Source organism: Curtobacterium sp. MCLR17_036, from assembly GCF_003234445.2.
Lineage (GTDB): Bacteria > Actinomycetota > Actinomycetes > Actinomycetales > Microbacteriaceae > Curtobacterium.
Genome location: NZ_CP126269.1, coordinates 1,504,700 through 1,518,110 on the forward strand (window position 1 = coordinate 1,504,700; position 13,411 = coordinate 1,518,110).

Genomic DNA, 13,411 nt, shown 5'->3' on the forward strand with positions numbered 1-13,411 from the left:
ACTTGTCCGCACGGATCCCCCCGGTCCTCCGACCCGAACACCCGACCCCGAGGGCCGTCGCCGAACTCGCCAACGCCTTCGGCATGCGAGTCGTCGGCTCGGTCGACGCCGTCGAGACGACCGGTGTCACCCTGAGCGCCACCGAGGTGCAGCCGGGCGACCTGTTCGTCGGCGTGCACGGCGCCAACCGCCACGGTGCGCAGTTCGCGACCGAGGCCGCCGAGCGCGGTGCCGTCGCGGTCCTCACCGACCAGGACGGCGTCGCGCTCGTCGAGCCCTCCGGCCTGCCGGTGCTCGTCGTCGACGACCCGCGCGCCGCCCTCGGCGACGTCGCGGCCTGGGTCTACCGCACCCACCCGGACGAGGCGACCGACCTGCCGCAGCTGTTCGCCGTCACCGGCACGAACGGCAAGACGAGCACGTCGTACATCCTCGAGGGGATCCTCAAGCAGCTCGGCCTGGTCACCGGCCTCAGCTCGACCGCGGAGCGCCACATCGGTTCGCTCAGCGTCACGAGCCGCCTGACCACGCCCGAGGCCAGCGAGATGCACGCGCTCCTCGCCCGGATGCGCGAGAGCGAGGTGCGCGCGGTCGCGGTCGAGGTCAGCGCGCAGGCCCTCAGCCGTCACCGGGTCGACGGCATCGTCTTCGACGTCGCGGCGTTCACGAACCTGTCGCACGACCACCTCGACGACTACGCCGACATGGAGGAGTACTACCAGGCGAAGCTCCCGCTGTTCCAGCCCGAGCACGCCCGTCGCGGCGTCGTCTCGCTGGACACCGACTGGGGCCACCGCGTGGTGCAGGACTCCCGCATCCCGGTCACCACGATCACCGTGCACCCGGACGTCGAGGCCGAGTGGCACGTCGACATCGTCGAGGCGCACGCCGCGTACACCGAGTTCCGCCTGACCGGCCCCGAGGGCCGCGAGCTGACCACCCGCGTGCCGCTCATCGGCTGGCACATGGCCGCGAACGCCGCGCTGGCGATAGTCATGCTCGTCGAGGGCGGCTTCGAGCTCGGCGCGATCGCCCAGGCGCTCGAGACGAACCACCGGCAGTACGCCGACCAGGGCGACGACCGTCCGGTGTCCGCGATCGAGTGCTACCTGCCCGGTCGCACCGAGCGGGTGTCCGGCGAGCACGGCCCGAGTGTCTACGTCGACTTCGGCCACAGCGCCGACGCCTTCGAGAACACCCTCGCCGCGGTCCGCCAGTTCACGGCCGGCCGGGTCCTCATGCTGTTCGGCGCCGACGGCGACCGCGACACGACCAAGCGCGGCGACATGGCGCGCGTGGCAGCTGCCGGCAGCGACGTCCTCGTCGTCACCGACCACCACCCCCGCTTCGAGGACGCCGCGTCGATCCGGAAGACCCTGGTCGACGCCGCACGCGAGGCCTACCCGGACCACGAGCTGTACGAGGTGAGTCCGCCCGAGGCGGCGATCCGCAAGGCGGTGAGCCTGCTCGGCGAGGGCGACTCGATCCTCTGGGCCGGTCCCGGCCACCAGGACTACCGCGACATCCAGGGCGTCCGCACGCCGTACTCCGCCCGCGACGAGGCCCGTGCGGCCCTGCGCGAGGCCGGCTGGGAGCCGAACGCCGGCCCGGCGGAGGACATCCGATGATCGCCCTGACCCTCGCCGAGATCGCCCGCGCGGTCGACGGCGAGCTGATCGGCGGTGCCCAGGCGACCGACGTCGCCGAGCCCGGCGACCTCGTCGTCGACGGCTCGGTGGAGACCGACTCGCGCCTGGTCCGCCCCGGCAGCGTCTTCTTCGCCCTGCCCGGCGAGGTCACCGACGGACGTCGCTTCGTGCCCGCCGCGACCGAGGCCGGCGCAGCACTGGTGATCACACCCGAGCGCGTCGACACGACCGCGCCGCAGATCGTCGTCGCCGACGGGTACGCCGCTCTCGCCGCGCTCGCGCACGAGGTCGTCACGCGCGTCCGGACGGCCTCCGCCGACCGTGTCGACGCCGAGGGCCGCCCGGCGCCCCTGCACGTCGTCGGCATCACCGGTTCCAACGGCAAGACGAGCACGAAGAACATGCTCCGCACGATCCTCGAGCAGCACGGCGAGACCGTCGCGCCGCAGGGGTCGTTCAACAACCACGTCGGCGCACCGATCTCGATGCTCCGCGTCACGTACGACACCCGGTACCTCGTGGTCGAGATGGGGGCGAGCGGCGTCGGCCACATCGCCAAGCTCGTCTCGATCGCCGAGCCGGACACCGGTGTCGTGCTCAAGGTGGGCCTGGCGCACGCCGGCGAGTTCGGCGGCATCGAGGCGACGCAGCGCGCGAAGTCCGAGATGGTCACCGACCTGCCCGCGACCGCCACCGCCCTGCTCAACGTCGACGACGACCGGGTCGCGTCGATGCGCGACCTGACGGCCGCGCAGGTGGTCGGCTTCGGCACGTCGGCGGATGCCGACTACCGCATCACCGGCATCGAGACGGACCGCAGCGGCACCCGCTTCACCCTCACCGCGCCTCCCGTACCAGCGGACGACCCGTCTGCAGACGGCGGCCGACCGGGAGGCCCGGATCACGTCGACGTGCGCCTCGCGATCCTGGGTGAGCACCACGCCATGAACGCGTCCGCCGCGCTCACGGTCGCCCATCGGTGGGGCGTCCCGCTCGCCGACGGCGCCGCGGCGCTCGCGTCGATGACGCGCGCCGAGCGCTGGCGCATGGAGCTGCTCCAGGGCGGCCCCGAGGGCGTCACCGTCATCAACGACGCCTACAACGCGTCGCCCGACTCCACCGCGGCGGCGCTGCGGACCCTGGCGCAGATCGTGCGTCCGGGGGAGCGGACCGTCGCCGTGCTCGGCGAGATGGCCGAGCTCGGTGAGTACTCCGTCGAGGAGCACGACCGCATCGGTCGGCTCGTCGTCCGCCTCGGCATCGGACAGCTCGTGGTCGTCGGCCGCGGCGCGATGCCCATCCACCAGGCCGCCACCCTCGAGGGATCGTGGGACGGCGAGTCCGTGTACATCGAGGACGTCGACGACGCCGTCCACACCCTGCAGGACATGCTCCGCCCCGGCGACGTGGTCCTCGTCAAGTCCTCGAAGTCTGCCGAACTGCGATTCCTCGGCGACCGCCTCGGAGGTGTCACCGAATGATCGCGCTCCTCGTCGCCGGCGCTGTGTCGCTGGTGTTCACGTTGCTGCTCACCCCGTTCTTCATCAAGCTGTTCCACCGCCTCGGCTGGGGACAGTTCATCCGTGACGACGGCCCGCAGTCGCACCACACCAAGCGCGGGACCGCCACGATGGGCGGCATCGTGCTCATCATCGGTGCGGTCATCGGGTACTTCGTCGGGCACCTGGTCGGGGGCGACTCGGTCACGCTGTCCGGCCTGCTCGTCCTGTTCCTCATGGTCGGGCTCGGGTTCGTCGGCTTCATCGACGACTTCCTCAAGGTCCGGCGGCAGCGCAGTCTCGGCCTCGGCGGCTGGGCCAAGGTGCTCGGTCAGGTCATCGTCGGTGTGATCTTCGCCACGATCGCCCTCGTCGTGCCGACGTCGAACGGCAAGCCGCCGGCGTCCACGATGATCTCGGCGATCCGCGACGTCCCGTGGCTCGACTTCATGGCGCTCGGCACCGTCATCGGCACCGTGCTGTTCCTCGCCTGGATCGTCCTGCTCACCGTGTCCACGTCGAACGGCGTGAACGTGGCGGACGGCCTCGACGGCCTCGCCACCGGGTCGAGCATCCTGGCGATCGGCTCGTACGTCATCATCGGCTTCTGGCAGTCGAACCAGCTCTGCGGCGGGGCGCGGCTCGACGAGCGGGCCGCGGACGCCTGCTACACGGTGTCGAACCCGCTCGACCTGGCGGTCGTCGCCGCCGCGGTCTGCGGTGGGCTCATCGGCTTCCTCTGGTACAACACCTCGCCGGCGCAGATCTTCCTCGGGGACACCGGCTCGCTCGGTCTCGGCGGCGCGCTGGCGGGTCTCGCGATCCTCAGCCGCACGGAGCTGCTGCTCGTGCTCATCGGTGGCCTGTTCTTCATCGTCACCGGATCGGTCATCCTGCAGCGGGCGTACTTCAAGATCACGCACGGCAAGCGCATCTTCCTGATGAGCCCGCTGCACCACCACTTCGAGCTGAAGGGGTGGGCCGAGGTGACCGTCGTGGTCCGCTTCTGGATCATCGCCGGCCTCTTCGTCGCCGCCGGTGTCGGCCTCTTCTACCTCGAATGGATCGCCCGTGTCGGCTGACCGTCTCGCCTCGCTCGACAGCTGGTACGCCGAGGGGTGGAAGGGACTGGACGTCGCCGTCCTCGGCCTCGGTGCCACCGGGTTCTCGGTGGCCGACACGCTCGTCGAGCTCGGCAGCGCCGTGACGGTCTACTCGACCGACGCGCCGTCGGACAGCGTCGAGCTCCTCGACGTCATCGGCGCGCGGTTCGTGCAGACGCCCCTCGACGCGGTGCCGGACGCCCTCGTGCAGCAGGCGCCGGACGTCGTCGTCGTGTCGCCGGGCCTGCCCCCGCACAACCCGACCGTGCAGTGGGCCGTGGCGAACAGCGTCGTCTGGGGGGACATCGAGCTCGCCTGGCGCGTGCGCGACAAGGTCGTCCGCGGCCCGGTCGCCGCGCCCTGGATCACGATCACGGGCACGAACGGCAAGACCACGACCACGCAGCTCACCACGGCGATGTACGAGGCCGGCGGGCTGCGGGCGGTGGCCTGCGGCAACATCGGCGTGCCGGTGCTCGACGTCGTCCGCGACCCGGACGGCTACGACGTGCTCGTCGTCGAGCTCTCCAGCCACCAGCTGCACTACATGGCGACCTCCGGCGACGGTGCGGTCGTGCCGCTCGCGAGCGCCTGCCTGAACATCGCGGACGACCACCTCGAGTGGCACGGTTCCGCCGAGGCCTACCGCGCCGCCAAGGCCAAGGTCTACGAGCGCACCGTGATGGCGTGCGTCTACAACACGACCGACGAGGTCACCCGGCACATGGTCGAGCAGGCCGACGTGGTCGAGGGCTGCCGGGCCGTGGGCTTCACGCCCGGTGTGCCCGCGCCCGGTGACGTCGGGATCGTCGAGGACGTCCTCTGCGACCGCGCCTTCACCGAGGACCGCCGGAACAGCGCCTTCGAGCTCGCGACCGTCGCCGACCTCGAGGTCGCCGGGCTCGCCAGCCCGCACATGACGATGAACGTGCTCGCCGCGGCCGCCCTCGCCCGGGCCGGCACCGTGCAGCCGAGCGCGATCCAGGGCGCCGTGCGGGCCTTCCGCGCCGACCACCACCGCACCGAGCGCGTCGCCGAGTCGGGCGGGATCGCCTGGGTCGACGACTCGAAGGCGACGAACCCGCATGCCGCGACGGCGTCGCTCGCGTCGTTCGACACGGTCGTGTGGATCGTCGGCGGCCTGTTCAAGGGCGTCGACGTCGACGGGCTCGTCGCGCGCTTCGGCCCCGACGTCCGGGCCGTCGTCGTGATCGGGACCGACCGCACGCCGGTCCTCGAGGCATTCGCGCGACACGCGCCCTCGGTGCCGGTGCTCCAGGTGGAGACGACGGACACTGATCAGGTCATGCCCGAGGCGGTCCGGCATGCCGCATCGGTCGCGAGGCCGGGCGACACGGTCCTCCTCGCCCCGGCGGCCGCGTCGTTCGACCAGTTCGGCTCCTACGCCGACCGGGGGCAGCGCTTCGCGGCGGCGGTCCACGAGCACCTGGGAGGAGACGCGGATGGCGACCACACCGACGGATCTCCCGAACAGCCGTAACGCACGGCCCACGGGGACGTCCCGACGGACGAACGGCGCGATCGTCGCCGTCAAGAACGTCTTCGTCGCCGAGTCCGGCACCTTCTACGCGATCCTCGGCGTGACCCTGTTCCTGGTCGTCTTCGGGGTCGTCATGGTCCTGTCGTCGTCGAGCGTCGAGCAGTACGCCGCGACCCACGACTTCTTCGGGGCGGCGTCGCGCCAGGGGCTGTACGCCGTGCTCGGCGTACCGCTCATGCTCATCGCGAGTCGCGTGCCGGCACGCTGGTGGCGGAAGTGGGCCATGCGCCTGCTCGGCGCCGCGCTGGTGCTGCAGCTGCTCGTGTACACGCCGCTCGGCATCGACGTCCAGGGCAACCGGAACTGGATCAAGATCGGGTCGTCGTTCACCGCGCAGCCGTCCGAGGTCGTCAAGCTCGGGCTCGCGCTCGGCATCGGCGCGATCATGTACGTCAAGCGGGACAAGCTCGACGACTGGAAAGAGGTCTTCATCCCGATCGGGATCGCCTCGATGGTGTCGCTCGGGCTCGTCGTCCTGGGTGGCGACCAGGGCACCGCGATGATCATGCTCCTGCTGATCCTCGGCGCGCTCTACGTCGGTGGTGCCCGCGCTCGGCACCTGCTCGTCGGGGTCCTCGCCTTCGCGGTGATGCTGCCGTTCGTCACGATGGCGTCGAGCTCCCGGCAGGTGCGCATCGCTGCGTGGCTGTCCGGCTGCACCGACTCGAACGCGTTCCAGGACCTCTGCTGGCAGCCCGTGCACGGCATGTGGGCGCTGGCGTCAGGCGGCGTCTTCGGCGTCGGGCTCGGCAACTCCAAGGCGAAGTGGTCGTGGCTGCCCGAGGCCGACAACGACTACATCTTCGCGATCATCGGCGAGGAGCTCGGGCTGATCGGCGCGATCGTCGTGCTCGCCCTGTTCGTGGTGCTCGCCATCAGCATGATGAAGGTCATCCGCCAGTCGCGCGACCCCTTCGTGAAGACCGTCACCGGCGGCGTGCTGGCGTGGATCATCGGCCAGGCGCTCGTCAACATCGCCGTGGTGCTCGGCCTGCTGCCCGTGCTCGGCGTCCCGCTCCCGCTCATCTCCGCCGGTGGGTCGGCGCTCATCATGACCCTCGTCGCGATCGGCGTCGTGCTGTCCTTCGCCCGAGACCTGCCGGGCAAGGAGGCCCGCGCCGCAGCCCTCCCCACCACGAACGGAACACTCCGGTGAGCAAGTACCTCTTCGCCGGCGGCGGCACCGCCGGCCACGTCAACCCCCTGCTCGCGGTCGCCGACCGCCTGACCGACCGCGTGCCGGATGCCGAGGTGCTCGTGCTCGGCACCGCCGAGGGCCTGGAGTCCCGCCTCGTGCCGATGCGCGGCTACGAGCTGCGGACGATCGCGCGCCTGCCCTTCCCGCGGCGCCTGGACGGTGCCGCCCTGCGGTTCCCGCAGCGGTTCGCCGCCGCGGTCAGGCAGACCGAGCAGCTCATCCGTGACGAGCAGATCGAGGTCGTGCTCGGGGTCGGCGGCTACGCCGCCGCGCCCGCCTACATCGCGGCCCGGCGGACCGGCACGCCGATCGTCGTGCACGAGCAGAACGCCAAGCCCGGGCTCGCGAACCGCCTCGCGGCGTTCCTCACCGAGCACGTCGGCCTGACCTTCTCGAACACGCGGCTGCGCCACGGCCGGGTCGTCGGCATGCCGCTGCGCCGCGAGATCGAGTCGCTCGACCGTCGGGCGTCACGGGCCGAGGGCCTCGCCGAGTTCGGACTCGACCCGGACCGCCCGGTGCTGCTCGTCACCGGTGGGTCGTCGGGCGCCCGGAGCATCAACCGGACCGTCAACCGGTCGGCGGCGGCCATCGTCGGTGCCGGCTGGCAGGTGCTGCACGTCGTCGGTGCGAAGTCGGACATCGGGCCGAGCGACCTCGACGGGTACCACGTGCTGCCGTACTGCGACCGCATGGACCTGGCGTACGCCGCGAGCGACTTCGTGGTGTCCCGTTCCGGAGCCGGTATGGTCTGCGAGCTCACCGCGGTGGGGCTGCCGAGCGTGCTCGTGCCGTACCCGGTCGGCAACGGCGAGCAGCGGCACAACGCGAAGGACGTCGTCGACGCCGGCGGCGCGGTCCTCGTCGCCGACGGGGAATTCGACCAGGACTGGGTGACGTTCCAGCTCCTGACGATCCTGCAGGACCGCTCCCGCATCGCGGACATGACGGTCCGCGCCGGCAGCGTCGGCCACCGCGACGGTGCGGACCGCATGACCGACCTGGTCCTCGACGCGGCGAAGCACACGCAGCACGGAGTCGGGCACGCGCCCGACGGGTCCGGGGGCGCGCCCCGCCCCGCCAGCACCACGGAGGAAGCATGACCATCAAGCCGGACCTGACGCAGCCGATCCCGGACGACCTCGGCACGGTGCACTTCGTCGGCATCGGCGGCTCCGGCATGAGCGGCATCGCGCGGATGTTCCTCGCCGCCGGCCACCGGGTGTCCGGCAGTGACGCCCGTGAGACCGACACCACGGGTGCGATGCGCGACCTCGGCGCGACGGTGCACATCGGGCACGACGCCGCCAACCTCGCCGACGCCGACACCATCGTCGTCACGAGCGCCCTCTGGCCGGACAACCCCGAGCTCCTCGAAGCGCAGCGCCGCGGCCTGCCGGTCCTGCACCGGTCGCAGGCCCTGGCCGCCCTCATCGCCGAGCACCGGCTCGTCGCGGTCGCGGGTGCGCACGGCAAGACCACCTCGACCGGCATGATCGTCACCGCGATGGTCGAGCTCGGCCTCGACCCGAGCTACGTGAACGGCGGGGTCATCCAGTCCCTCGGCACGAGCTCGGCCCCGGGGTCGAGCGACCTGTTCGTCGTCGAGGCCGACGAGTCCGACGGCTCGTTCCTGCTCTACGACGTCGCCGTGGCGCTCGTCACCAACGTCGACGCCGACCACCTGGACCACTACGGCAGCGAGGAGGCGTTCACCGAGGCCTTCGTCGAGTTCGCCGCGAAGGCGAGCGAGCGCGTCGTCATCTCGAGCGACGACGCGGGCGCGAAGACGGTCACGGCCGGCATCCGGCAGCGCCCGGGCGCCCCCGAGGTCGTCACGTTCGGCGAGGCCGTCGACGCGGACGTCCGCATCGAGGGCATCACCGAGTCCGCCGGCGTCGAGGTCGACTTCCGTGCCGGTGGCGAGGCACACCACCTGACCCTCCGCGTGCCCGGTCGGCACAACGCGATCAACGCCGTCGGTGCCTTCGCGGTCCTGACCGGCCTCGGCGTCGCCCCGGCCGACGCGATCCGCGGGCTCGAGGCGTTCGGCGGCACCCAGCGCCGCTTCGAGCTGCACGGGGTCGAGCGCGGCGTCTCGGTCTACGACGACTACGCCCACCACCCGACCGAGGTCGCCGCGGCGCTCAAGGCCGCCCGCAACGTCGTCGGCGACGGCCGGATCATCGCGATCCACCAGCCGCACCTGTACTCGCGCACCCGCCTGATGGCCGGGGACTTCGCGAAGGTCTACGAGGAGCTCGCCGACCACACGGTCGTCCTCGACGTCTACGGCGCCCGCGAGGACCCGGAGCCCGGCGTCACCGGCGCCCTCGTGCAGGAGCGCTTCGCCGACCAGTCGCGTGTCGAGTTCCTGCCCGACTGGGACGAGGCGGCGGCCCGCGCGGCCGCGGTGGCCGAGGACGGCGACATCATCATGACGCTGAGCTGCGGCGACGTGTACCGGATCATCCCGCAGGTGCTGGGAGCGCTGTCCCGGTGAGGCGACCCGAGGGATTCGACGAGGGGGACGCCCGCGCGGACGCCCCGGCCGAGGACGCCGCGGCGCCCCGGCAGCGTCGTGCCCCCTCGATGCCGCGGCTGCCGTTCCGCGGCCGCTCGACGGACGGCCAGGAGGCCCGACCCGCGTCCGACGCGGACGTCGCCGCCGACGACGCCCCGGCCCCGACGTCCGCCCCGGCACCCGAGGACACCGCCGGTTCCACGCGTGACCGCGTCGGCGCCATCGCAGGTGCTGCCGGTCGCCGCTTCGGCGCCGGGCTGTCCACCGTCGCCGACCGGCTGCGCGAGTACACGCCCGACGAGGACCACGAGTCGCTCCCGCGGGTCGAGGGCGCGCGCCGGGGCGGACCGGCGACGGGCGACGCCCAGGTCACGGACGTGCTCGCGTCGCCCATCGGCACCGGGGTCCGCGCCGCCGAGACCGCCCGCGAGGCGCGGATCGCGAAGCGCCGTCGTCGGCTCCTCGAACGTGCCGAGGTCCGGCGGTTCACCCGCAGGAGCCGTCACCGTCGTGCCGCGTGGATCACCGCGGCCGGCGTCGTCGTCGTGCTCGGGGCGTCGATCCTGGTCGCCGTGTACTCGCCGCTCATGGCGCTCCGCACGATCAAGGTCGAGGGGACGGACCGCGTCGACGAGTCCGCGCTGCGCCAGGCACTGTCGGACCAGGTGGGCACGCCGCTCGCCCGGCTCGACTTCGACGCGATCAAGCGCGACGTCGCGGGGTTCCCGCTCATCGAGAGCTACGTGACCGAGGAGGCCCCGCCGCACACGCTCGTCATCACGGTCACCGAGCGCACCCCGGTCGTCGCCGTGAAGTCGGGGAGGACGTTCGACCTCGTCGACCCGGCGGGCATCGTCGTGCAGTCGTCGCCGAAGCGCCCGGAGACGATGCCGCTCGCCGACATCGCCCGCGCGGAGCTCGGGTCGATGAGCTTCCGCACGATGACCGAGGTCGTGCTCGCGCTGCCGTCCTCGGTGCGGTCGCAGGTCACCCGGGTCGCCGGCTCGACCGCCGACGACGTGACGCTGACGTTGCGTGACAAGTCGACGGTCGTGTGGGGGAGCCCCGACGCTCCTCGGGCGAAGGCCGCTCTGCTCGCCGCACTGGTCAAGGACCACGAGGCGCGCAACCCCGGTGTCGTCGTCGAGTACGACGTGTCCGCCCCGGACAACGGCGTCATCCGCGCGAAGCGGTGAGCGGCGGAGAATTGCCGGGCGCGATCGGCGACACGCGGCGTGGCGAGGCGACAGTGCGACGAGCGCACCCGTAGCGTCGGAACCAGCACCACATCTACCAGCATTGCCCCTGAACTTCAAGTAGAGGTTGAGGGTTCGACCGGAGGCCTGACTGACGTGACCACGAACCACAACTACCTCGCCGTCATCAAGGTCGTCGGTGTCGGCGGCGGCGGCGTCAACGCCGTCAACCGGATGATCGAGCTCGGCCTGCGTGGGGTCGAGTTCATCGCGATCAACACCGACGCGCAGGCGCTGCTCCTCAGCGACGCCGACGTCAAGCTCGACGTCGGCCGCGAGATCACCCGCGGCCTCGGTGCCGGCGCGGACCCCGAGGTCGGCCGTCGTGCCGCCGAGGACCACGCCGAGGAGATCGAGGAAGCCCTGGCTGGTGCCGACATGGTCTTCGTCACCGCCGGCGAGGGCGGCGGGACCGGCACGGGTGGTGCTCCCGTCGTCGCGCGCATCGCGAAGTCGATCGGCGCGCTCACCATCGGTGTCGTCACGAAGCCGTTCAGCTTCGAGGGCAAGCGCCGCCAGTCCCAGGCCGAGAACGGCGTCGCCGGGCTGAAGGACGAGGTCGACACGCTCATCGTCGTCCCCAACGACCGCCTGCTCGAGATCAGCGACCGTGGCATCTCCATGGTCGAGGCCTTCGCGACCGCCGACCAGGTGCTCCTCGCCGGCGTGCAGGGCATCACCGACCTCATCACCACCCCGGGTCTCATCAACCTCGACTTCGCCGACGTGAAGAGCGTCATGCAGGGTGCGGGATCCGCGCTCATGGGCATCGGCTCGTCGCGCGGTGCCGACCGTGCCATCAAGGCCGCGGAGCTCGCGGTGGCGTCGCCGCTGCTCGAGGCCTCGATCGACGGCGCGCACGGCGTGCTGCTGTCGATCCAGGGTGGCTCGAACCTCGGCATCTTCGAGATCAACGACGCGGCCCGCCTCGTGCAGGAAGCCGTCCACCCCGAGGCGAACATCATCTTCGGTGCCGTCATCGACGACACCCTGGGCGACGAGGTCCGCGTGACCGTCATCGCCGCCGGCTTCGACGGTGGCGAACCCACCACGCAGCAGAAGGAGCGTCGTTCGAGCTACGTCGACCCCGAGTCGAGCGCGACGGTCCCCGTCGCCGCGTCGACCGGTGCGATCGAGGACTCGAGCACGTCGAGCCCGTCCTGGGCCTCGCAGGAGCACCAGCCGCCGGTGCAGCGCGCCGCCGACCCGGCCTTCGACGACGACGCCGACGAGCTCGACGTCCCCGACTTCCTGAAGTAACCGTCTCCTTGGCAGCCGAACCGCGCCTCCAGACCGCCTCGTCCCACGGCGACGGACTGGAGGCGCGCGTTGCGTCCGTCAGGGCAGGCATCGCCGACGCGGCGCGAGCCGCGGGGCGCTCGGTGGACGAGCTGACACTCGTCGTCGTGACCAAGTACCACCCTGCCTCGCTGGTGCGCGAGCTCGCCGCACTGGGCGTCACGGACGTGGGGGAGAACCGCCACCAGGAGGCGCAGGCGAAGGCTGCGGAGCTCGCCGATCTGCCGCTCACCTGGCACTTCGTCGGGCAGCTGCAGTCGAAGAAGGCCCGTCAGGTCCGCCGGTACGCCGACGTGGTGCAGTCGCTCGACCGCGACTCGGTCGTCGACGCCTTCGCCCCGACCGAGGCCGAGCCGTCGCCGCGGATCGTCGACGGGTTCGTGCAGGTGAACCTGACCGACGACCCCGGCCGTGGCGGCGTCCAGCCGGACGACGTCGAGGCGATGGTCGGCCGGGTGCTCGGCACGGGGACGATCCGGTTGCGCGGGGTCATGGCGGTCGCGCCGCTCGACGAGGAACCGCGTCGCGCCTTCGCCCGGCTCCGCGCGATCTCCGACCGCGTGGTGTCGCTCGAGCCGACGGCGACCGACATCTCGGCGGGCATGAGCGGCGACTACGCCGACGCAGTCGCCGAGGGCGCGACACACCTGCGGATCGGCACCGCAATCACGGGAAACCGGCCGGTCGCGCCCTAGCCTCGACTCAGGGCATCCACGAGCAGACACCTCCGGAGGAACCATGGCCAACCCGCTGAAGAAGACGATGGTCTACCTCGGCCTCGCCGACGAGGAACTCGACTACGAGGACGAGCAGCCGCAGCAGGCACCCGCACGCCAGCAGGCCGCGGCCGCTCCGGCTGCTGCCCCGGCCGCCGCCCCCGCTCCGGAGACCCCGGCGGCCGCGCCTGCAGCAGCTCCGGCTGCCGCCGCGCCGGCCCCGACGAAGACGCACACCCACCAGCGCGGCGCCCAGGTCACCCCGCTCCGCCGCGCGAACACGACCGCACAGAAGGCGACCCCGGTCCAGGAAATGAACGAGATCCTCACCGTCCACCCCCGCGAGTACAAGGACGCGCAGTCCATCGCCGAGAGCTTCCGCGACGGGATCCCCGTCATCATCAACCTCTCGCAGATGACCGAGGGCGACGCGCGGCGCATGATCGACTTCGCCTCCGGGCTCTCGCTCGGCCTGTTCGGCAAGATCGAGCGCGTCACGAACAAGGTCTTCTTGCTCTCGCCCGCCCACGTCGCAGTGAGCGGTGAGCCGGCTGAGGTAGAGTCCGACATCGAGGCGAACTTCTTCGCCCAGCCCTGAGTCCCAGG

11 protein-coding genes are annotated in these 13,411 nt (G+C 71.7%); all 11 read left to right on the forward strand.

Features of this window, described 5'->3' with window-relative positions; translation table 11 throughout:
- Positions 1-2 precede the first annotated feature (2 nt).
- The 11 genes from DEI99_RS07145 to DEI99_RS07195 all read left to right on the forward strand — a co-directional run bounded on the left by DEI99_RS07145 (position 3) and on the right by DEI99_RS07195 (position 13,403).
- A complete protein-coding gene (locus DEI99_RS07145) occupies positions 3-1,628 on the forward strand; it encodes a Mur ligase family protein (RefSeq protein WP_071256198.1) in 1,626 nt (541 codons plus the stop codon).
- Entirely contained in the window at positions 1,625-3,130 is a 1,506-nt protein-coding gene (locus tag DEI99_RS07150) for a UDP-N-acetylmuramoyl-tripeptide--D-alanyl-D-alanine ligase (protein ID WP_111040614.1), read from the forward strand. Before DEI99_RS07145 ends, DEI99_RS07150 begins: the two co-directional genes overlap by 4 nt.
- On the forward strand, positions 3,127-4,230 hold the full coding sequence (gene mraY, locus DEI99_RS07155) for a phospho-N-acetylmuramoyl-pentapeptide-transferase (protein ID WP_071254536.1): 1,104 nt from the start codon (positions 3,127-3,129) through the stop codon (positions 4,228-4,230). The genes DEI99_RS07150 and mraY overlap by 4 nt, the downstream gene beginning before the upstream one ends.
- Positions 4,220-5,752: a UDP-N-acetylmuramoyl-L-alanine--D-glutamate ligase gene (gene murD / locus DEI99_RS07160; protein WP_111040613.1), complete on the forward strand. Its 1,533-nt coding sequence runs from the start codon at positions 4,220-4,222 to the stop codon at positions 5,750-5,752. The genes mraY and murD overlap by 11 nt, the downstream gene beginning before the upstream one ends.
- Positions 5,715-6,968, forward strand: coding sequence for a putative lipid II flippase FtsW (gene ftsW, locus DEI99_RS07165; RefSeq protein ID WP_111040612.1), 1,254 nt, complete (start codon positions 5,715-5,717; stop codon positions 6,966-6,968). The genes murD and ftsW overlap by 38 nt, the downstream gene beginning before the upstream one ends.
- Complete coding sequence (locus DEI99_RS07170; protein ID WP_258369177.1) at positions 6,965-8,113, forward strand: UDP-N-acetylglucosamine--N-acetylmuramyl-(pentapeptide) pyrophosphoryl-undecaprenol N-acetylglucosamine transferase; 1,149 nt, start codon at positions 6,965-6,967, stop codon at positions 8,111-8,113. The genes ftsW and DEI99_RS07170 overlap by 4 nt, the downstream gene beginning before the upstream one ends.
- Positions 8,110-9,513 (forward strand): UDP-N-acetylmuramate--L-alanine ligase, encoded by a 1,404-nt coding sequence (murC, locus tag DEI99_RS07175; RefSeq protein ID WP_111040611.1) that lies wholly within the window; start codon positions 8,110-8,112, stop codon positions 9,511-9,513. Before DEI99_RS07170 ends, murC begins: the two co-directional genes overlap by 4 nt.
- Positions 9,510-10,730: a cell division protein FtsQ/DivIB gene (locus tag DEI99_RS07180; RefSeq protein ID WP_284180981.1), complete on the forward strand. Its 1,221-nt coding sequence runs from the start codon at positions 9,510-9,512 to the stop codon at positions 10,728-10,730. The genes murC and DEI99_RS07180 overlap by 4 nt, the downstream gene beginning before the upstream one ends.
- Before the next feature lie 156 nt (positions 10,731-10,886).
- Positions 10,887-12,050 carry a cell division protein FtsZ gene (gene ftsZ / locus DEI99_RS07185; RefSeq protein WP_071254545.1) on the forward strand — a complete coding sequence of 388 codons (1,164 nt, stop codon included), beginning with the start codon at positions 10,887-10,889 and terminating at the stop codon, positions 12,048-12,050.
- Between the two features lie 8 nt (positions 12,051-12,058).
- Positions 12,059-12,784, forward strand: a complete 726-nt coding sequence (locus DEI99_RS07190; protein ID WP_111040609.1) for a YggS family pyridoxal phosphate-dependent enzyme — start codon at positions 12,059-12,061, stop codon at positions 12,782-12,784.
- A gap of 43 nt (positions 12,785-12,827) precedes the next feature.
- Positions 12,828-13,403, forward strand: coding sequence for a cell division protein SepF (locus DEI99_RS07195; protein WP_071254549.1), 576 nt, complete (start codon positions 12,828-12,830; stop codon positions 13,401-13,403).
- Positions 13,404-13,411 lie beyond the last annotated feature (8 nt).

What these genes read in the sequence shown, in the direction of transcription:
- ftsW (WP_111040612.1), top strand. Translation starts at nt 5,715, where the DNA reads ATGGCGACCACACCGACGGATCTCCCGAACAGCCGTAACGCACGGCCC.
- mraY (WP_071254536.1), top strand. Translation starts at nt 3,127, where the DNA reads ATGATCGCGCTCCTCGTCGCCGGCGCTGTGTCGCTGGTGTTCACGTTG.
- DEI99_RS07150 (WP_111040614.1), top strand. Translation starts at nt 1,625, where the DNA reads ATGATCGCCCTGACCCTCGCCGAGATCGCCCGCGCGGTCGACGGCGAG.
- DEI99_RS07195 (WP_071254549.1), top strand. Translation starts at nt 12,828, where the DNA reads ATGGCCAACCCGCTGAAGAAGACGATGGTCTACCTCGGCCTCGCCGAC.
- murC (WP_111040611.1), top strand. Translation starts at nt 8,110, where the DNA reads ATGACCATCAAGCCGGACCTGACGCAGCCGATCCCGGACGACCTCGGC.